Origin of the sequence: Gilliamella sp. ESL0443, assembly GCF_019469165.1 — a bacterium.
Taxonomy (GTDB): domain Bacteria; phylum Pseudomonadota; class Gammaproteobacteria; order Enterobacterales; family Orbaceae; genus Gilliamella; species Gilliamella apicola_E.
On sequence record NZ_CP048263.1, the window covers coordinates 754,629 to 776,035 of the forward strand.

At 35.2% G+C, this 21,407-nt stretch carries 17 protein-coding genes; 16 read left to right on the forward strand and 1 reads right to left on the reverse strand.

The annotated features are described in order from the left end of the window. Positions 1-5 precede the first annotated feature (5 nt). The 3 genes from hofC to GYM76_RS03425 all read left to right on the forward strand — a co-directional run bounded on the left by hofC (position 6) and on the right by GYM76_RS03425 (position 3,274). Positions 6-1,175, forward strand: a complete 1,170-nt coding sequence (hofC, locus tag GYM76_RS03415) for a protein transport protein HofC (RefSeq protein WP_220225902.1) — start codon at positions 6-8, stop codon at positions 1,173-1,175. Continuing rightward, positions 1,175-1,930, forward strand: coding sequence for an A24 family peptidase (locus tag GYM76_RS03420; protein ID WP_220225903.1), 756 nt, complete (start codon positions 1,175-1,177; stop codon positions 1,928-1,930). The genes hofC and GYM76_RS03420 overlap by 1 nt, the downstream gene beginning before the upstream one ends. Positions 1,931-2,107: 177 nt before the next feature. Next, positions 2,108-3,274 carry a M20 aminoacylase family protein gene (locus tag GYM76_RS03425; protein ID WP_220225904.1) on the forward strand — a complete coding sequence of 389 codons (1,167 nt, stop codon included), beginning with the start codon at positions 2,108-2,110 and terminating at the stop codon, positions 3,272-3,274. A 54-nt stretch (positions 3,275-3,328) separates the two neighbouring features. Here GYM76_RS03425 and ygfZ read toward each other — a convergent pair whose 3' ends face one another. Beyond that, the gene (gene ygfZ, locus GYM76_RS03430; protein WP_220225905.1) at positions 3,329-4,204 is read right to left on the reverse strand and encodes a tRNA-modifying protein YgfZ; all 876 of its coding nucleotides are present in this window, start codon (positions 4,202-4,204) and stop codon (positions 3,329-3,331) included. 297 nt (positions 4,205-4,501) lie between these two features. On the opposite strand from ygfZ, the gene ilvI reads away from it, so the two are divergent. From ilvI to GYM76_RS03495, 13 genes are all read left to right on the forward strand, one after another. After that, complete coding sequence (gene ilvI / locus GYM76_RS03435) at positions 4,502-6,220, forward strand: acetolactate synthase 3 large subunit (protein ID WP_220225906.1); 1,719 nt, start codon at positions 4,502-4,504, stop codon at positions 6,218-6,220. Next, on the forward strand, positions 6,220-6,717 hold the full coding sequence (gene ilvN, locus GYM76_RS03440) for an acetolactate synthase small subunit (RefSeq protein ID WP_065563307.1): 498 nt from the start codon (positions 6,220-6,222) through the stop codon (positions 6,715-6,717). The genes ilvI and ilvN overlap by 1 nt, the downstream gene beginning before the upstream one ends. A 64-nt stretch (positions 6,718-6,781) precedes the next feature. Further along, entirely contained in the window at positions 6,782-8,473 is a 1,692-nt protein-coding gene (locus tag GYM76_RS03445; protein WP_220225907.1) for an IgaA/UmoB family intracellular growth attenuator, read from the forward strand. A gap of 228 nt (positions 8,474-8,701) precedes the next feature. Then, positions 8,702-9,409 carry a purine-nucleoside phosphorylase gene (gene deoD, locus GYM76_RS03450; RefSeq protein WP_065563305.1) on the forward strand — a complete coding sequence of 236 codons (708 nt, stop codon included), beginning with the start codon at positions 8,702-8,704 and terminating at the stop codon, positions 9,407-9,409. 25 nt (positions 9,410-9,434) lie between these two features. Continuing rightward, positions 9,435-10,607: an MFS transporter TsgA gene (gene tsgA, locus GYM76_RS03455; protein WP_220225908.1), complete on the forward strand. Its 1,173-nt coding sequence runs from the start codon at positions 9,435-9,437 to the stop codon at positions 10,605-10,607. Positions 10,608-10,757: 150 nt separating this feature from the next. Beyond that, positions 10,758-11,450: a Crp/Fnr family transcriptional regulator gene (locus GYM76_RS03460; protein WP_065734165.1), complete on the forward strand. Its 693-nt coding sequence runs from the start codon at positions 10,758-10,760 to the stop codon at positions 11,448-11,450. A gap of 79 nt (positions 11,451-11,529) precedes the next feature. Further along, positions 11,530-12,207, forward strand: a complete 678-nt coding sequence (locus tag GYM76_RS03465; RefSeq protein ID WP_220225909.1) for an IgaA/UmoB family intracellular growth attenuator — start codon at positions 11,530-11,532, stop codon at positions 12,205-12,207. A gap of 246 nt (positions 12,208-12,453) precedes the next feature. Continuing rightward, on the forward strand, positions 12,454-14,097 hold the full coding sequence (locus GYM76_RS03470; RefSeq protein ID WP_220225910.1) for an IgaA/UmoB family intracellular growth attenuator: 1,644 nt from the start codon (positions 12,454-12,456) through the stop codon (positions 14,095-14,097). A 201-nt stretch (positions 14,098-14,298) separates the two neighbouring features. Continuing rightward, entirely contained in the window at positions 14,299-15,936 is a 1,638-nt protein-coding gene (gene pyrG / locus GYM76_RS03475) for a glutamine hydrolyzing CTP synthase (RefSeq protein WP_065563301.1), read from the forward strand. A 46-nt stretch (positions 15,937-15,982) separates the two neighbouring features. After that, on the forward strand, positions 15,983-17,284 hold the full coding sequence (eno, locus tag GYM76_RS03480; protein WP_065563300.1) for a phosphopyruvate hydratase: 1,302 nt from the start codon (positions 15,983-15,985) through the stop codon (positions 17,282-17,284). 223 nt (positions 17,285-17,507) lie between these two features. Beyond that, positions 17,508-18,434, forward strand: a complete 927-nt coding sequence (locus GYM76_RS03485; RefSeq protein WP_220225911.1) for a VirK/YbjX family protein — start codon at positions 17,508-17,510, stop codon at positions 18,432-18,434. Positions 18,435-18,527: 93 nt separating this feature from the next. Beyond that, positions 18,528-19,430 carry a lysine exporter LysO family protein gene (locus GYM76_RS03490; protein WP_220225912.1) on the forward strand — a complete coding sequence of 301 codons (903 nt, stop codon included), beginning with the start codon at positions 18,528-18,530 and terminating at the stop codon, positions 19,428-19,430. 329 nt (positions 19,431-19,759) lie between these two features. Further along, complete coding sequence (locus GYM76_RS03495) at positions 19,760-21,292, forward strand: hypothetical protein (protein WP_220225913.1); 1,533 nt, start codon at positions 19,760-19,762, stop codon at positions 21,290-21,292. Positions 21,293-21,407: the final 115 nt, after the last annotated feature.

The window sequence follows — 21,407 nt, forward strand, 5'->3', positions numbered from 1 at the left end:
AGTGTATGAAGCGGATCTATTTTTGGTATGACATTAATTTTCATCAAAATAAGATTATTGCCACATCAAAGCAAGATGTGAAAAGACAGCTATTATTGCAAGGGAAAATCGCGATTAAAATTCGTGCCGGTAGTATTATTACTAAAAAAAGTTTTAATCCGAGCGATTTGTTAATTATCACAAAACAGTTAGCCACTATGTTAAAGGCAGGATTATCGATTATTGATAGTTTGAGATTACTTCTTGATGATCAGCCTAAACCTCAATGGCAGTATTTGTTATCAGACATTAGTCAGCAAATCGCCAAAGGTGAATCACTGTCATCTGTTTTAAAACAATATCATTCGGTATTTCCTGCGCTTTATTGTGAAATTATTGCTATTGGTGAATTAACCGGACAACTCGATCACAGTTTTGAACAACTAACTGCGCATCTTGAAAAATCATTGCAATTACAAAGACAGATTAGAAAGGCAATGCGTTATCCGCTTTTTTTATTGTCAGTGTCAGTAGTGGTTATTATCGTGATGATGTTTATTGTATTACCAAAATTCGCCGACGTTTATCAAAGTTTTGATGCTCAATTACCTTATTTTACCCAGCTAGTGATTGATATTGCTAATAAGGTTCAGCAAAATGGTGTACTCATATTATTAGTGCCATCGCTGGGTTACTTTTTATTCCAGCGTTTTTTTAAAGTCCGCTATCAACTCACGATTGATCGGCAAAAATTAGCATTGCCGTTATTGGGGCAAGTGATTCAATCACAATGCTTAATGCAGATTTTCCATACATTAGCCATCACTCAGCAAGCAGGCATTCCATTACTAACAGGGCTTAGAGCTTCGGCAAATACAACAGGAAATAGTTACTATCGTGACATCATCAAAAAAATGATTAGCGGTATTGAACAAGGCAATGCTTTTAGTCAGATGTTATCGTCCTATTTTCCTAAACTTTGCGTGCAGCTAGTTCATGCTGGGGAAGAGTCAGGCGCATTAGATGTTATGCTTAATAACTTATCCCTCTACTATCAACAACAAAATCAAACTTTAACCGATAATTTAATTAAAGCATTTGAACCTCTATTAATGTTATTTTTAGCTGTCATCATCGGAGGATTAGTGATTGCGATGTATTTACCGGTTTTCCAAATGGGCGAGGTGATTCATTAATGGCTGTCATGATTTTTTGTGTTGGGCTTGCTGTCGGTAGTTTTTTGCAAGTTGCTTATTGGCGATATTCGCCTTCACAATCTTTGTTTGATTATTTAATCGCTATCACGTTTCCTCGTTCTTCGTGCCCACATTGTCAACACTCACTTTCTGCTTGGCAGTTAATTCCAGTGCTATCATGGTTAATATTAAAAAGGCGATGTTATTTTTGTCAGCAAAAGATCGCTTTTTGCTATCCAATTTTTGAGTTGGCTGTAGCGGGATTATTTTTACTAATATATTTGAACAAAGATCTCAATTTTCAAAGTATGTTATTAATGCTACTTGCGAGCTATTTTTTGCTTTTAGCACTGATTGATTTTCGCTATTTTTTACTGCCTGACTTTTTTACTCAACCGTTGATGTGGGGTGGGTTGATGATGGCTTATTTTGATTTAAATTCATTAACCATTAGCGACGCTTTAACAGGGATTTTTTGTGGTTATTTAATGCTTAAATTACCTGCTGTCTGTTATTTTTGCCTAACTAAACGAGAAGGTTTAGGCGATGGTGATATCAAACTCGCTGCAGCTTTGGGGGCTTGGCTGCCTTATCAATTAATTCCATTATTGTTAATTATGGCTTCATTGTCAGGCATAGTCTTTTTTATTTTTGCAAAATATAAGCAAACTAAATACAAGCAAAATATGCATGACATGATCGCCTTTGGTCCTTTTTTGTTGTTATCTGGTTATTTAATCATTTTCAGTTTGTAATCTTGATTGTTTTTTAATAACTATCTCTTTCGGTATTCACTTAAAATTCTTGCACCACTTTGCTTATAACTAAAAAAGATAACGTTAAAAGAATTAGTTATTTTTACTTTATTCAAATTAAGATTATAGTGCGAATAAAGTCTTTTCAGATTTATCGCTAAATGTAAGGAATAATCAATGACGAGTACTACCGCTAAAAGCATTGCTGCATTAAAAGATGAGATGATTACATGGCGCCATCAAATTCATTCTCACCCTGAAACTGCATTCGAAGAGAAGCAAACAACCCAGTTTATTATCGAAAAGCTAAAATCGTTTGGAATAACCGAACTGTATACCGACTTTGCGCCAACTGGTGTGGTGGGGGTGATTCATGGTAAGAATAAAGGTCGTACTATTGCTTTACGTGCAGATATTGATGCGTTGGATATTGTTGAAGAAAACAAAATTGGTTACTGTTCAAAAATTCCCGGTAAAATGCATGCTTGTGGGCATGATGGTCATACTGCAACATTGTTAGGCGCAGCAAAATATTTAAGTGCTAATCGTGATTTTTCTGGTACGGTGGTGGTGGTCTTCCAACCCGCTGAAGAAAACGAAGGCGGTGGTCGAGTGATGGTGGAAAATGGTCTATTTGAAAAATTTCCTATCGAAGCTGTTTATGGTATGCATAATCAACCTAATTTAGCGTTAAACCATTTTTTAATTAATCATGGTCCGGTCATGGCATCATATGATGTTTTTGAAATTAAGATTACCGGTGTTGGTTCACATGCTGCTGCACCACATTTAGGTAGAGATACCATTTTAACCGCTACTAATATTGTCAATAGCTTGCAAACAATTGTCAGCCGTAATTTAAATCCAACTGATTCGTTGGTTATTAGTGTGACACAGATTCATAGTGGCGATACTTGGAATGTGCTTCCACAACATGCGGTGATTCGTGGAACAGTTAGGGCATTGAGTGCTGAAGATCAAGATTTGGCAGAAGAAAGAATCAAACATATTTCAACCGGAACCGCTTTAACGTTTTGTACTAAAGCCGAAGTTGATTATCAACGCCGTTACCCAGCAACTATCAATCATGCTAAACAAGCGGATATAGCAATTAAAGTTGCCCAAAAGCTTGTAGGTAACGATAAGATTGTGATTGATTCACCACCAACAATGGGGTCAGAAGATTTTGCTTTTATGTTGCAAAAAGTGCCGGGCGTTTATATCAAAATTGGTGCGGGAGAGGGCGCGAATCTTCATAATCCGTCGTATAATTTCAATGATGAGCTGTTAATAACTGGTGCACAATATTTTGTTGAAATTGTTCATCAAGAGTTAGGAAATTAAGATATTAAAAAGCAGGAATAATTATAAAACTATTCCTGCTTGATCGATATTAAATTATAAATTTAATTCACTATCAGGTTGGCCTTTGACTCTGAATTTTGTTTCACTATCAAGACCATTTGCTAACACTACTTGAACATAAATTTCATCATTTTGCCCAACTTTTAATGCCGCCAAGACCTGACCACCTTCACGCCAGTTTCCTTCAAGTTCATATTCAAGTTTATCACCGATTTCCGGTAATGCTTTACTATGACCTTTTAATAGATAAAGCCCGCGATTATTTGCACCTCGGAATTGCGCTCTAGCTACCATTTCTTGCCCACAATAACAACCTTTATCAAAGCTTATTGCTTTAAAATGTTGTAAATTACAAGCTTGAGGAAGCAGACTTTCAATATTAGGAGCATCGATAATAGCGTGACCAGCTTCTAATTCAAGTTGTAACCAGTGATCAGATGGCTGTAAATCAGTAGGTAATGGTTCAGACGATACTTTTATCACTCGCAATTTAGGCGATGTGAGTTTAATATAAGTCACACCACCAATAGTAATACAATTGTGATCGCCCAATGCTGAAATCACAGAAGGATCTATTGCATCATCTTCCAATCCGACTAGATTTAAATCCAGAACGGGCTCTATAGTTACTTTAGAAAAAACTGCCGTTTTTTTCAATTCACTAATTTGTCTTTCGGCAACACTTTTACGTAAGATATAGAATATATCTTCACCTCGTTGGAATAATATAAAATTACTCCACATACGTCCTTTTGCGTCACAATGTGCTGCGAATGATGCTGAGTTTTCGTTAATACGACTAAGGTCAGCTGTTACTTGTCCCTGTAAAAATGTACGGTTATCCATACCTGATACTTTGACTAATTGCCAATCAGATAGGGAGGTTTGTTTGTAATAAGAATTGGCCATTAAAAACACCTTTTAATTATAATGAGCCCTAATATACATATATAAAAGAGCGTAAACAAAAGCGAAAACGCCTTTAATAATTCAAAATTAATCAATTAGTCGATCGATTAATTTCTCACTATTATTGCATTAAAATAGATAAAATAAACTTTTACAAGTTATTTCTTTCAAAAATGAGTACTAGTACCCAAAATTGAGAATAAGTTAACTTATATTGTTGACTTTATTGATTTTCTGTATTAGTTCATGCAAAATGGGGAAAAAATGACAAATTAGTTATAAATGGAGGCAACAACCATGGCAAAACTGTCAGGCGCAGAAATGGTCATTCAATCCTTGATTGATCAGGGAGTTAAGCAAATTTTTGGTTACCCAGGAGGCAGTGTTCTAGATATTTATGATGCCATTCATACCCTAGGTGGAATTGAGCATATTTTAGTTCGTCATGAACAAGCTGCTGTCCATATGGCTGATGGTTATGCCAGATCAACTGGTGATGTCGGTGTCGTTTTGGTTACCTCTGGTCCTGGCGCAACGAATACTATTACCGGTATTGCTACTGCTTATATGGATTCTGTGCCTTTAGTTATCTTATCAGGTCAAGTCGCCAGTAATTTAATTGGTAATGATGCTTTCCAAGAGTGTGATATGGTTGGGATCTCTCGCCCGATTGTTAAACATAGCTTTTTAATAAAAGATAGCAAAGATATTCCAGAAACGATAAAAAAAGCATTTTATATTGCCTCAACAGGCCGACCAGGTCCAGTTGTGATTGATTTGCCAAAAGATATTGTTAATCCGGCAAACAAATATAACTATAGCTATCCACAATCAGTCTCAATGCGCTCTTACAATCCAACCATTCAAGGGCATAAAGGACAAATCAAAAAAGCATTAACTACATTATTATCAGCTAAAAAACCTGTTCTATATATTGGTGGCGGTGTAATTAGTGCCAATGCTAGCGACGCGGTTAAATCTTTAGCTGATAAATTAAATCTTCCTGTTGCCTCAACATTAATGGGAATTAGTGCTTTTCCAGGAACTGATAAAAAATATTTAGGTATGATTGGTATGCATGGTGTCTATGAAGCGAATATGGCCATGCATAACGCCGATGTGATTTTTGCTGTCGGTGCTCGCTTTGATGATAGAACGACTAATAATGTTGAAAAATATTGTCCTAAAGCAAAAATTATTCATATTGATATTGATCCAACGTCAATATCTAAAACAGTATCCGCTGCAATTCCGGTAGTTGGCGATGCTAAAAAAGTACTTGAAACAATGTTAACTCAACTCAATGAAATTAATGTTGATCGTGATTTAGATGCGCTAATCGATTGGTGGAAGCAAATAGACCATTGGCGTGCACGTAAATGTTTAGCATACAGCCACAAAGGTAAAAGCATTAAACCACAAGAAGCCATTGAAGTTTTATATAAATTAACCAAAGGTGACGCATATATTGCTACCGATGTAGGTCAACATCAAATGTTTACGGCGCTTTATTACCCATTTGACAAACCGCGTCACTTTATTACTTCTGGTGGACTGGGTACTATGGGATTTGGTTTGCCAGCGGCATTAGGTGTTAAACTTGCGTTTCCTAAAAAGCATGTAGTTTGTGTGACTGGTGATGGAAGTATTCAGATGAATATTCAAGAGCTTTCAACCGCATTGCAATATGGTTTGCCAGTGATTGTATTAAATCTTAACAATCGCTTTTTAGGGATGGTTAAACAGTGGCAAGATATGATTTATGCAGGTCGTCACTCTTCATCTTATATGGAGTCACTCCCCGATTTTGCAAAAATTGCCGAAGCTTATGGTCATGTAGGTATGAGGATTGATAAACGTGAAGATCTGGAACCGAAACTGAAAGAAGCGCTTTCGATAAAAAATCGTTTAGTCTTTATTGATGTCATGACGGATGCTACGGAACATGTTTATCCAATGCAAATTCGTGGTGGAGCAATGAATGAAATGTGGCTAAGTAAAACGGAGAGAACCTAATGCGTTATATACTATCAATTTTAACAGAAAACGAACCGGGTGCTTTGTCACGAATCATTGGTTTATTTTCGCAACGTGGATTCAACATTGAATCGATTACTACTGCACAAACCGAAGATCCAACCATGAGTCGTATGACGATTCAAACAACGGGGGATGAGCATGTAATTGAGCAGATCCAAAAACAACTGCATAAGCTGGTCAATGTTTATCGGGTGAATGATTTAACCGAAGGTCCTCACGTTGAGCGTGAAATCATGCTGGTTAAAGTGGCGGCGAAAGGTTCTGATGCGCGTGATGAAGTAAAACGCTGTGCTGATATTTTTCGAGGCTCGATAGTCGATGTAACTGCTACTCATTATATTGTACAGTTATCAGGAACGAGCGAAAAGTTAGACTCGTTTTTAGCCTCAATTCGTGAAACGTGTAATATTGTTGAAATTGTGCGTTCTGGAATTATCGGTCTATCCCGGAGTGAAAAAACAGTCAATCATTAATTTTATAATTAAAAGTTAAATTTTTACTTTATTATAAAATAAGACTTATAAGGAATAAGTTTTAATGCCATTTATTGTTTTTTTGACGATAATTCAATTAATTATTTCATTTATTTATTCTATTATTTCTTATCCAATAAAAAAATTTAGAATAAATAAATATAAAAATAAGCTAATAGCCGGTAGTTTTACTGACCTCAAACCTTTTAGAATGTTAACTAAACAGGAAAGAGATGGTTTAGAAACCTATTTATCGATGAACCAATCTTCTGGGAAAAAAAAGTCATCATTAGTTTCTCGAGAAGTGATGTTAATATCCGGTAGTTGTGTCAAACAAACTAAATTTTCGCATACCGAAAACACTTGTTCCTATAAAATCCAAAATATTGATGTTGTATTTCCTTTCAATATGGATCGTTACCTTACTGATTATAACGAAGTTGAAATTGCGCTTACGCAAAATTTCGCTATTGCTGTTAAGGTCAATGATCACCAAATAGGTTCAGCATTATATGCGACCTATTTGGCTGATGAAAAAAATGATAAACAGAGTTCGGTATATTGGCAGAGCGGCGTTTCAAAATACTCCAAAGACGAAAACTTCGATGAAAATGCTATTCATACAGTAAGGCCAAACGTTAAACTCAGTAAAAAATTGGGTTACGAAATTTTATCAGTTCGAAAAGAAACATCTCAAGAATCAGCTTCCCGTAACAAATTAAATAAAGGAATACTCACGGTATTTTTTTGTTCTTTTGTCGTAAGCTATTTTAATCGTTTTTGGGACACAAAAGAATTAAACGATCTGTTTTGGTTTGCAGTGAATTTGCTGGTTGCTATTTACTTTTATTTTCGTAAACCAAAAAATAAAGCTAAAGTACGATTTATTAATCAAATAAAAGGAAAAATAGATAAAAAAATTGTTAAATCTAATGAGATTATAATTGGCCATGGTTTGAAATTAAAGTATCCCAAAAATTGGCAATCATTTATCCCTGAAAATAGCGCTTTTGATGTTGATTTAGATGTTGATGTTGAGAGTAAAAAAATTGTCCGTTATGGCTACGATATGTCGGTTAATAAAGAGGTTGAACAATTTGGGACACCAAAATTTTGGGGACGTAATCTATGGCTTTTTTTAGCTGGCATGTTCTACCTTTATGCTATCAATAATCAAGCAAAGGTGAGTGACAATTTCTTATTTGCTTATCATCAATACAATCACGATTCTAAAAGTTGGTTTTTTGATGATCCATCAAAATTAGTTACTAGCGACATCAAGTCGGGTGATGTAGTGAAATTAAATTTTTTAGATGTGTCATGTGAAGTACCTGTTAAAAATAAAGCCGATAGATGTATTGAAGCATTAATTCAAAGTGCCGATACCTCTTTTCATTTAGCCAGTTCCTCAAGCTATTTTCTTCTACATGGTTTAAAAGAAAATACAACTTCTCAATCAGGTGAGAGTGAAGATCCACAATCTATCGTTCATGCAGATCATGTCACGGTGTCGGGATTCGTTTCGAATGTTGATTATGACGCTAATCATACCATTTCAACATTAACCATAAATACGCAAGAGTTATACCAAAAAGATATAAGCGAAAATCTATTACCAATTTGTGTAAACCTGCTGTTATTTTTGCTTTTCGCATCAGCCACCGTTTTTAACGGTATTATGTTGTTATTGAAACCCATTGTGAATCGAATTCGTAACTTTAAAATTAAAAATATCTATACTTATCGTCTACTTTAAGTTGATTTTTACCATTATTGAGATTTTTTTTAAAAAAAATTGGCAGATTAAAGACGAGAAAATTTAAATCTAACGGCGCATTAAGCGCTTTTTTTATCAACAGTCATTTATTTCCAAATTAATTTCTAAAAATGTGGCATAGAACATTGGCTTCGGACTTATGTCCTAGTTAACTGAAAAATTTCCTTATTATAATTAATTCAAATCACTAATTATTTAGGAAATATTATGACCGCACATATTAATGCTAATCCCAACGACTTTGCACAAACCGTTATCATGCCAGGTGATCCTTTACGGGCGAAATTTATTGCAGAAAATTACTTAACCGACGCCAAAGAGGTTTGTAATGTACGTAATATGCTTGGATATACTGGTTTATATCAAGGAAAAGCCGTGTCAGTAATGGGGCATGGAATGGGAATTCCATCAATAACCCTTTATGCACATGAACTAATTAATGACTTTAATGTTAAACGGATTATTCGAGTAGGTTCTTTAGGTGCCACACAGCAAAGCGTTAAAATGCGTGATGTTATTTTAGCTGTAGCAGCAGGAACCGATTCGATGACAAATCAAAAAAGAGCAAATGGTTATAACATTGCTACATCAGCGACATTTTCCTTATTACATCGAGCTTATGAAATGGCTAATAACATGAATTTACCGGTTAAAGTAGGGAATGTATTTAGCGGTGATCTTTATTATGATCCTGACGAAACATTAATAAGTACACTCGAAAAATCAGGGGTGTTAGGTATCGATATGGAAGTGGCTGGTCTATATGGAATTGCTCAACAATTCAATGTCGAATCGTTAGCGATTTTAACCGTTTCAGACCACTGCTTAACTGGTGAAGAAACAACCGCGGAAGAGAGGCAAATGACATTTAATAATATGATCAAACTTGCTTTAAACGTGGCTGTTAACTCTTAATTTATTGCGTTTCTCGGATGGAAATATGAAAAATAAATTATCGCTCACACTTATTAGTTTTTTAGCTAATTTTATTATGGCTGGCTTTGCCAGTCAGTTTGGTATGCTAATAGAACCCATAGCGCAGAGTTTTAATGCAGATGTAAACAGTGTCGCATTCATTTTTTCTTTATTAAATGGTGGGGCGTTAATAGGCACTATTTTGGCATTCTTTTTAATCGATATTATTGGGATTAAACGCATCACCTTGCTTAGTTATTCGATTATAATTGCCTGTTCGCTCATTTTATATATCACAAACTCGCTTTTGATACTTCAAGTTTGTATGACTTTGATTGGTTTGTGTGGTGGAATAGGGCTCTGCATTGCGGGGACGATTGTGGTATCAACTTGGCAAGATAAGATACAAAGTACAATGTTAGTTGTACAAGATGCGACATTTAACATTGCTGGTGTCATCTTCCCACTGATTACTACCTACGCTTTAACGCATGACTTATCTTGGGCAAGTAGCTATTTAATGGTTGGGTTGGTAACAGTCTTAATGTTATTCATCATTATATTGACTAATTTCGATTTAGTTAGTCATCCAACAGTCAGACAGTCTCAGCCATCAGAGTGGAATTTTGGGATATTATCTGCTGGTATTGGATTATTTTTGGCAATGTTAGCATTATATACCTTCTTAACGTGGGCCCCGTTATTTGTTAGCCAAAAATTTTCTATATCGTTTGAATTGGCTGGCAATATTATTACCCAATATTGGGCAGCAGCTTTAATTGGGGCATTAGTTTCAACGGTGATCGTGACGCGAGTTAAAATTGTACACTTTTTTATCTCAATTATTTTATTAGCTTTTATTATGACATTGATGATCGTCAACACCGAATACAGTGATAACGATAGCCTTGATCGCATTGGCTACTTAACTTATGGATATGGATTCGTCTGCTCTGCTTTATATAATGCCTTTGTCGCTTATGGTGTAACCTTTGTAAAAAATGCATCAAGCAAAAATGTTTCATTTATTTTAATCAGTGGCAGTGCAGGGGCGATGTTTAGCCCAGCTATTAGCTCAATACTGCATAACTATTTAGACATTCAAGTTATTATGAATACCATACCAATATATTATGCCGTTATTATCGTTATGTTGGCTATATCAATGTTCTTAAAGAAAAGAGCTCTAAAAAAGTAATCAATGAAATTAACTTAGGATATCGCTTTTATTACAATGGTTGACTATAATGATGCCTCTTCAGAATGAGATAACGCGATAGATAATTAACTATCAACATGTTATCGATTCTGATGGGGTATATATTTTGTGGTTAAAAACTTCGGTGATATGCAATTAAAATCTTTAAATAAAGGTCGATTTAGCCGTTATTGGCAGGAAAACAATAAATTACTCGAGTCAATTATAGAACAATGCATTGTAGAAAAGAAAATTGTCGATGAAAAAACCACTCTTTTTCATCAAGGATGTAAAGTCGATAATTTAGTTGTTGTTTATAATGGTACGATTTCGATACGCTATCAGGCTAATAATGGTCGTCGATTCCATCTTGGTACAGTAGATTGTGATGAGCATATATTTGGTGAAATGGAGTTTTTTACCGACTATTTATGTCAATTTGATATTATTGCCGAAGAAGCCCTAACTGTCGCTATCGTCAGCATTGATAAATTATATCAATCATTACTCAAATATCCTAAATTAGCACTGTTTTTTGCAAGTGCTATTGCTTTTGATTATCAAGAAACATTAGATATCTTCTTAAAAAGAACTTTATATTCAATTTGTTATAACATTGCTTATGATATATATCAGCATCATCTAAATATTCATCCCGTTAATAATTTTCAAAAAAACTACTTAGAAGCAGAACGTTTTGGCACTACCGATCGTGTCTATCGTCGGGCCGTTAATGAATTAATTCATTTAGATATTATTCATAAAGTTGCTGGTAAATTGGAAATTAAGGATATTGATAATTTAAAAGATTTTATCGAATTCAGAGGAAAATTCGCTAAATAGAGTAGGAATAGATTAAAAATAAAGTCGCTTTTAAAAACGCTGTTTGTCAATAAAAGAATTATTGGATTAAGGAAAAACTATGGATTGGTTTACGCTCGTAAAAATTGGCATTTTAATTTTTGGAATGGTTAGCTTTATTCTTTTTAAAGGCGAGCGCAGTATAAATAAGGATAATTTAGACGACCACTTAAGCCTACGTGAACCAATAAGAGATCTAACGGATGAAGAGCTAGACCTATTACAACCTTTTTTAACCAGTAAAATGGCGGTTTATCCCTATAAATTTCAATCCTCATTAGTTGATAACAAAGTATCACAACTTCAAGGGATTTGTTGTCGTCATAGTCTTAACAAAAATACTGATGAAATTGACTATTATTATGAAATAGACGATATAGAGCTGTTCTTTCCATATAATATGGATAAGTATATTGATCAATTTAATCTCATAGAAGTTGTATTTACCAAACGGTATGGGATTGTCGTTAACATTAATAATCACGATATTAAGACAGCACAAGAAAACTATGATCCAAACGAGGAATATGAATTTAAAGATTTTGGGCATTTAAAAGAGCATGCTGACAAATTTTATGAAAAACGCAACGATAATATAGATGCTTTTGATATTGAATCACTCACTATTTATGATGGTGAGCGCGATTACACGCAAATTGATCAAAAAAATGATTTGAAAAACCTCGATGAGGTAAATTCAGACGATTTAATTAATAAAAAACTCTACCAACGAGAATAAACACCATTGGAAGCCACAATTCGAAGCAAATTTAGAAATTATTTACCATTTGCTATTAGCAATGTTTTTATTGATATTGTCATGTCATTAACCACGATGATTAACGGTGTTAAAAGAGTTAATAAAAAAAGTTAATCAACGTCGAATTAAAGAAATTAAAAAATATTATGAAAATAGATTAGGTACTATCATTAATCTTGAATAAACCGTTTTAATATAAAGTTTAAATAAAAAGATCTTAAAATTATGTTAACTATTTTAGCCACTTTAGCCACTATTTTTTTCGTATTCGTGATGGTTTGTTCAATCATCTTGATACGACAAGTAAAGAAAGATTTAAATAAAAAAAGGCCCACTAAAAAAGAAACCTTTATCCGTGAAAATGCAACTCGACAACTGACTGAAGAAGAAGCTACTTTTCTTCAGCCTTATCTTGATGATAAAGAAAAAATTACGCCGCCTTATCAATGGGAAAGCTCACTAATTAATTCTGATGTTACGACAATAAAAGGGTATATTGAAAAAGAATTTACTGATGCAATCAGTTATGAATATTATTACAAGATAGGTAATATTCAGTTATTTTTTCCTTATAATATGGATATCGGTATTATGGGCTTTGAAGCTCGATATCAAGGGGAATTTATCACCAAGACTAAAATTCTCAATACGGTTGAAATTGTCTTTACTAATAGTTATGCAATCGTTGTTAAAATAAACAGTTATGATTTATTGCAAGCTAGTTTAAAACTACCATCTCGTAAACAGGAACAACTCAATGATTTTTGGCAGACGGGAAAAATTAAACCTATTCGTATGAATAATATAGAAAGATCTAATGAGACCTTAACACAACTAGTAACAGAGACATCTGAAAAAAAACCGCCTTTTGAAATTCTTAGCAAACGAGAAAAAAATCAATTTGAAACCGCGCTTCAAGACCGAAGCAATTCTGGCAAATTAATGACAGTTTTTTTTGTTTTAGGCGTAATATTTTTATTAGCTTTAGAACATTTTCAGTCGATTGCCTTGGTTATTTTTTCAATCATCTGTTTTATTTTTTCCCTAATAGCATCGCATATAAAACGAGAATTGCCGACCGAATATGTTAATCATATCAAAGCTGAAATAAGGCTTAACAAGCCTAGCTATTGCCGATTGTTTATCGATTCGAACATTGATGTTTACTATCCTGCATACTGGAAAATGTTTCTCCCCAATAACACCGATATACCGATTGATATGCAGGTCGAACTTAAAACTAAACAATTGCTTAGTTGTGGTGAATATTTATCGATTAGCGAAGAAGTAAAAAACTATGGTGCCCCCAAATTTGTTCATCATAATATTATATTAGCCATTACGGGATTTATATTGGCTATCTTAATTTTCTTTTTTACTTATGCGGGTGAAAAATTTGATTTTACGTATCAGCAATTAACCGCGCCAGATACTACTTGGATTATTGATGATAAAGTAAGTTTGAAGCAATCCGCCATCCACTCTTTGGATCGAGTTAATTTGGATCTATCTCGTATTTTATGTGATATTCAAAATACGCAAGATATCAAATCTCAACACCTTCAATGTGATAAAATAAAGGGTATTTCATCAGGTAATAGTAGCAAAATTACGGATCAAGTTAGCAAAGAAAACTATCATAATGGAGAAATTTCGAAACTAACACTTTCAACTGATTATGGAAATGATATCGATAAAAATCAGTTATTTTCATCGCCAATTTTGATCAACAATTTTGTCTTTCTGTTTGTTATCTTCATCGCCTTAATTAATACTATTATTTATATATGGAAAAAAGCCGCCAACCAATTTAGGCTCGAAAAAATTATTAGTCATTATCAAGATAAAATTCTTGAATATAACGATTAACTGTTCTGGGTTAATAGCAGTAATTAAATAATAGACACCAAGTTAGTAAACAAACTGAATAATTAAACTCAATTATTCAATTGTGAGAGAAACCATATTCTGTTATACTAATTTCCCGTCTGATTCATCATATATTGCATGGGTTTTATCATTTAAACTAATGTGATATTGTTCAATTAAATTAATAATGGTCTGGTATTAATGGTCACGAATTATATTTTTGTTACAGGCGGTGTCGTTTCTTCTTTAGGTAAAGGCATTGCCGCAGCCTCATTAGCTGCAATTTTAGAAGCCCGCAATTTAAAAGTCACCATGCTAAAACTCGATCCCTACATCAACGTCGATCCGGGAACAATGAGCCCAATTCAACATGGTGAAGTTTTTGTGACTGAAGACGGTGCCGAAACCGATCTCGATTTGGGTCATTATGAGCGTTTTATTCGCACCAAAATGAGCCGAAAAAACAATTTTACAACTGGACGTATTTATTCTGACGTTTTACGAAAAGAGCGTCGTGGAGACTATTTAGGCGCGACAGTCCAAGTTATCCCTCATATTACCAATGCGATTAAAGATCGTGTTATTGATGGTGCCAAAGGTTACGATGTTGCTATCGTTGAAGTGGGTGGCACAGTGGGTGATATCGAATCACTACCATTCTTAGAAGCAATTCGCCAATTAGCGGTTGATGTTGGTCGTGAACATACCTTATTTATGCACTTAACATTAGTGCCTTATCTTGCATCATCAGGTGAAGTTAAAACCAAACCGACCCAACACTCAGTTAAAGAGTTATTATCAATTGGTATTCAACCTGACATACTAATTTGCCGTTCAGATCGCGCAATTCCGGCTAACGAAAGAGCTAAAATTGCACTATTTTGTAATGTGCCTGAACGAGCGGTGATTTCACTTAAAGATGTTGATTCGATTTATAAAATTCCAGCATTATTGAAATCACAAAATTTAGATACCTACGTGTGCAATCGTTTCCATCTTGAATGTAAGGAAGCCGATCTTTCTGAATGGGAACAAGTCATCTATGAAGAAGCGAATCCAGTAGGTGAAGTCACAATTGGCATGGTAGGTAAATACATCGAATTACCTGATGCATATAAATCAGTAAATGAAGCGTTAAAACACGGTGGATTAAAAAACCGTTTAACTGTTCATATTCGTTATATTGATTCAGAAGACCTCGAATCACGCGGTACCGATTTACTTGCAGGCTTAGATGCGATTTTAATACCGGGTGGATTTGGTTATCGTGGCGTTGAAGGTAAAATTATTGCTGCGCGCTATGCACGTGAAAACAAAATACCTTATTTAGGAATTTGCCTCGGAATGCAAGTTGCTATGATAGAGTATGCACGTAATGTAGCGGGTATTAAAGATGCCAACTCTACAGAGTTTGTAAAAGATTGTGCAAGCCCTGTTATTGGATTAATCACTGAATGGAGTGATGAGTCTGGTAATGTGGTTCAACGTAATGAAAATAGCGACTTAGGTGGCACCATGCGTTTAGGTTCGCAAATCTGTCATTTAGAGCCAAATTCATTAGTCGCTCAAATGTATAAAAAAGAGTCGATAACCGAACGTCACCGTCACCGTTACGAAGTCAATAACAACTTATTACCAGAAGTTGTCAAGGCTGGCTTAAAAGTGACAGGGTTATCAACTGATAAAAAATTAGTGGAAATTATTGAAATTCCAGACCATCCTTGGTTTGTTGCATGTCAGTTCCATCCAGAATTTACATCAACTCCACGTGATGGACATCCATTATTTAGTAGTTTTGTTAAAGCTGCCAAAGATTATCAAGATCAGCAGCAAAAATAATTTATGTTTACATTAGGTATATATCTGTCATATAGAGGAAAATAACATGGCAAAAATCGTTAAAGTACATGGTCGTGAAGTCATCGACTCTCGTGGTAACCCAACTGTTGAAGCTGAAGTTCATTTAGAAGGTGGTTTCGTTGGTCTTGCAATCGTTCCATCTGGTGCATCAACAGGTTCACGTGAAGCGTTAGAACTTCGCGATGGTGACAAATCTCGCTTTTTAGGTAAAGGCGTACTTAAAGCTGTTGAAAACGTAAATGGACCAATCGCTAAAGCAGTTATTGGTAAAGATGCGTTAGATCAAGCTGCAATCGACCAAATCATGCTTGATTTAGACGGTACTGATTTCAAATCTAACTTAGGTGCTAACTCAATCCTAGCAGTATCTTTAGCAACAGCTAAAGCAGCAGCTGCAGCGAAAGGTGTACCACTTTATCAACACATCGCTGACCTAAATGGTACTCCAGGTCAATACTCTATGCCATTACCAATGATGAACATCATTAACGGTGGTGAACACGCTGATAACAACATCGACCTTCAAGAATTCATGATTCAACCAGTTGGTGCTAAAACAGTTCGTGAAGCAATCCGTATGGGTTCTGAAGTATTCCACAACTTAGCAAAAGTACTTCACGCTAAAGGCATGAATACTGCTGTTGGTGACGAAGGTGGTTTTGCACCTAACTTAGGTTCAAACGCTGAAGCATTAGCATGTATCAAAGAAGCTGTAGAAAAAGCAGGTTATGTACTAGGTAAAGACATCACTTTAGCGATGGACTGTGCTGCATCTGAATTCTACAACAAAGAAACTGGTAAATACGTATTAAAAGGTGAAGGAAACAAAGAATTCACTGCTGAAGAATTTACTCACTATTTAGAAGGTTTAACTAATGAGTATCCAATCGTATCAATCGAAGATGGTTTAGATGAAAGCGATTGGGAAGGTTGGGCATACCAAACTAAAGCATTAGGTCACAAAATCCAATTAGTTGGTGACGATCTATTTGTAACTAACACCAAAATCTTCAAACAAGGTATTGAAAAAGGTATTGCTAACTCAATCCTAGTTAAAGTTAACCAAATCGGTACATTAACTGAATCTATCGCAGCAGTTAAAATGGCGAAAGATGCTGGTTATACAGCAGTAATTTCACACCGTAGTGGTGAAACTGAAGATTCAACAATTGCTGATTTAGCTGTTGGTTTAGCTGCTGGTCAAATCAAAACTGGTTCTATGAGCCGTTCTGACCGTGTTGCTAAATACAACCAATTAATCCGTATTGAAGAAGCGCTTGGTTCAAAAGCACCATTCAACGGTTTAAAAGAAGTTAAAGGTCAATAATTCGTTTTTTTAAACGATCATAAAAACGGTGACACAGTTCACCGTTTTTTTATTCATCACACCGCTAGGGTTGCGTTGACTAAGGTTGTGTTGTACTCTTATCAGCTTACTTAAAACATTTAAATTTACGTTAATATTAAATTGATATTTAATAATTTAGCCACATATAATTTTCTTACAAACTTACGAACACATTTTTCTGCTTATGAACAATATTACGAATATGTCCCAGCCTAAAAGTAAATGGCAACTTTTTAACTGGCTTTGTACAGGTAAACTACCGCTTAATGAACTATGGCTTAAACCGACTTATCGTTATAAATTTTTTTTCAGGACCCTATTTTTAAGCCCAATAACGCTTAAATTATTAGATAAATTAAGACAATACCCATTACTTGGATACTATCTATCATGCCAAACCAATTTACCCTGTAAATTACAACGACCTTATTTAGCATCTTGCTTAAGTCAACAAGAGCGCTATGAAGCCTTAGCCTATCATTATGACTTTTTAGCAAATCATCCTGATAGCATGACTAAAGCTTTTTACAATCCAAATTCATCATTTGAACTAGCAAGTGTTGTGGCTAAGAACGAAGCTAACATAAAAATCGCCATCCAAGCACGTAACAAGTTTGCTCGTGAAGGTGAGCTAAGCTTATATTTTTATGACAATGATGGCATTGATTTAGCCACGTTAACCTTCACCATTAACCAATACCAACAAAAACCAACACTGTTTATAGCAGGATTACAAGGAACAGGGCATCAAGACGCTCGCACCAGAGTTCAGCAAGCAACAAAACAGAGTTATGGACTATTTCCTAAACGTGTTGTGGTGGAAGCCGCATTAATTATTGCTCGTTATTTCCAGCTTGAACAAATTATTGCTGTGGGCAATAAAACCCATGTTTACAACAACTGGCGCTACAACAGCCGACAAGAAAGAATCTTATCTGATTATGATGATTTTTGGTTAACTATTGACGGTAAACAAGACGAAAGATCGTTATTTATTTTACCCACCCAAATCAACCGAAAAGCCATTGAAGATATTGCCAGTAAAAAACGTTCTGAGTATCGCAATCGTTATGCATTATTAGATGAACTGCAAAATAAAATTGAAACTCAATTAGCAGCATTAACATAATAGTATGGATTAACGACAAAAAAAATCGCTTGTTTAAATTAGCAAGCGATATAAAAAATTCGACTTTTAAAAATGAAAATAAAGGAATAAAACATGTATTTTGGTATTCTTATTGCTTTAGTGCCGTTATGTCTAGGTTATTTGATTAAATTCAAAGAGCAAAAATGGATCACCAAAATAAACCTAATCTTAAGTTGGATGGTCTATTTTATTTTATTTATCATGGGAACCGAGTTGGCTCACTTAGATAATCTAGCTTCTAACATAAAAGTTATCCTATTTTACACCGCGATCATTTTTGTTTGCACCTTTGGTGGCAATTTCATCTTTTTAGCGCTAATTGACCTATTTTTACCGTGGCGCACCACCCATAGTAAACAAAATTATGAATCACGATTCAAAATGATCTTAGAATCACTGCGAGTGTGCATAGCGCTAATCGCCGGCTTTATTGCCGGACTCTTTCCACTCTTTATTTGGCAATATAGTGAAGACATCACCAAAGTGGTACTCGTCTTTTTATTGCTACTTATTGGTATACAATTACGAAGTAACAACATCTCACTAAAACAGATCCTACTCAACAAAGTCGGCATAGTTACCACTATTATTGTGGTACTAAGTACCTTCTTAGGCGGGATTATTGCAGCACTCATATTGTCACAACCCGTACGAGTAGGGCTGGCAATGTCATCAGGCTTTGGCTGGTATTCACTATCAGGAATACTCATGACCGAAGCTCATGGCCCAATTATAGGCAGTGCCACTTTCCTAAATGACATCCTACGCGAATTATGCGCCATTATCCTAATCCCAACCCTAATCAAACGATACAAATTCACAGCGTTAGGTTTATGTGGGGCTACATCGATGGACTTTACGCTACCTATGCTACAAAAAGGCGCCGGAATCAGCATCGTACCACCCGCCATCGTCCAAGGCTTTCTATTAACCTTAATCATGCCGATTTTTATGACCTTGTTTAATTATGGTTAAGAATTGATATTAGAGTAAAAAAGTTGAGGAGCGGGGTTTTTGGGATTTAAAATCCTCCTTAAATAAATAAAACTTTTATAGTCAAAAATGATGTTTTTTAGAAAGTTGTAAACTTGATATTTATCAAATAATAAATACTTTATTTAATGATTATCTTTAGATATTTTCTGATATTCTTTACAAAGATTAACTATCCTAAACGCAAAAAATATTGCGTCATATTTTTCGGGTCACTATACTTTGAAATTGGGTTAGCTGAGTAGCTAAAACATTAGCAGCAAACATAAAAAATAAATAAATCAAGAGCTTAATTGACAAGGCAGTCTAAAATGCATTATAATTTTCAATTGGCAACTTGGCCAACCTATAATTTAAATACGCTTAATTTAAACTCTCAAACTCCTTTTTTTCACTTCAGTTTATTAATCGACGAAAATTTAAGATCGCGTAGTCGATCGTTGCGTCTACCGTTACTTCGATCGTCATTTGAATCATCATTCCGATCATCTCTAGGATCTAAATTATTCCGACTGATCGTTTTACCGCTAAGCTTTTTGTTAATACCTTTCTATTCCAGCTATGCATTAACCTCTAAAACCTTAAATCAGATTCACGGTAATGCACCGTATTTAACGTTTGATGGTGGTTATACACGAGTTACAAGCACTGACGGTCTGCTTGGTATTACGTTATCTGACGGTACACAATATACGCCTTCAACCAATCCTTCATCTTCTTCAAGACCTATCGCCTTGCCGGTTGTGGGGCAGAGTTTTGCTGATATAGGTATGTTGGTTCCTACTGATACTAATTCAGTCACTTTAAGTTCTCTTATCGGTCCACCTTATAATTATTGGGGGGATGATGATGGTGATTCTGGCGTTACAGCTACAGGTTCTTTGAGTTTATCTATCGTCGATAAAAACGGGCAATCAGTATCACGTAATGCAGTACCAAAAATTTGTAATGCACCTTATCAAGTAAAATTAACCAATACAGATGGTATATTAAGCACACGTTATGGTCTTCCAAGTCATAGTAACTTTAGTGCAAGTAATGTGACCTATTATATCAATCCTAAACCATCGCCAACGGTTTGTTTTGCAAGGCCTAACCTATTGTATGGTAAGAACAAGGAGAATAATTGGCCGCTAGATTTTAGCGGTCCTGCCTCGATTTGGGACCCTGCTAATGGTTTTCTTCCTCAATCATCTTACGGTTTAAATTTTCCGACTACTGGTGCTCATGGTTTATACTTTGATTTAGTCATTTCGAGTAGTAATCAGGCATTGTCTTGGGCTCCTGTTTCTAAGGGGGGGATAACCGCTACTATGAGCAATTCCACAAGTACAGGTGTTCGAGTCACATTAACAGGTCCTGTCGCCACTGAGTCCCAACACGATTCTGGCTTTCCAGGTCCAATACCTAAGCCACCTTTACCTCTGACCTTTGAATTAGTCGGTCGCGATAGTCAAGGTAATGCAATTGTTAAATATGGTTTTACGCTAAAGCAGTGGTTCGTTAACCGTGGTACTAGCTATGAGGACTTTTATCCTGATCTTGTCTTTTGGTGTAACAATTTAGGTTATCGCGTATCACGTGTAAGTGATTTAACTAATTCAAATCATCGTATGGGCGCAATCCCTTCGTCATCTGGCAATCATTATCAGCGTCGCATTGGTTCAGGTTTTTTCACGGAGTGGGGCAAAATGGACGATTACTCAGGAGCTGACTTCATAAGCGCTTACTATTGGACTAGTGATCAGGATGGTAATCGCAATTTTATTGTGTACGCACTCAACGGTTATGTGAATTCGTACCAAAATGACGCAAATAACGGCGGACTTTGTACTTATCCTTAGTTCTTATTTCTTCGTCCTTATCCTTAGGCCGGGGGGGAAGTGATAAAAAATAGTATTAAGTCATTAAAAGTAAGCTACGAGTCAACGTCGTTTAGCCATAAAAAAGCAATTTTGT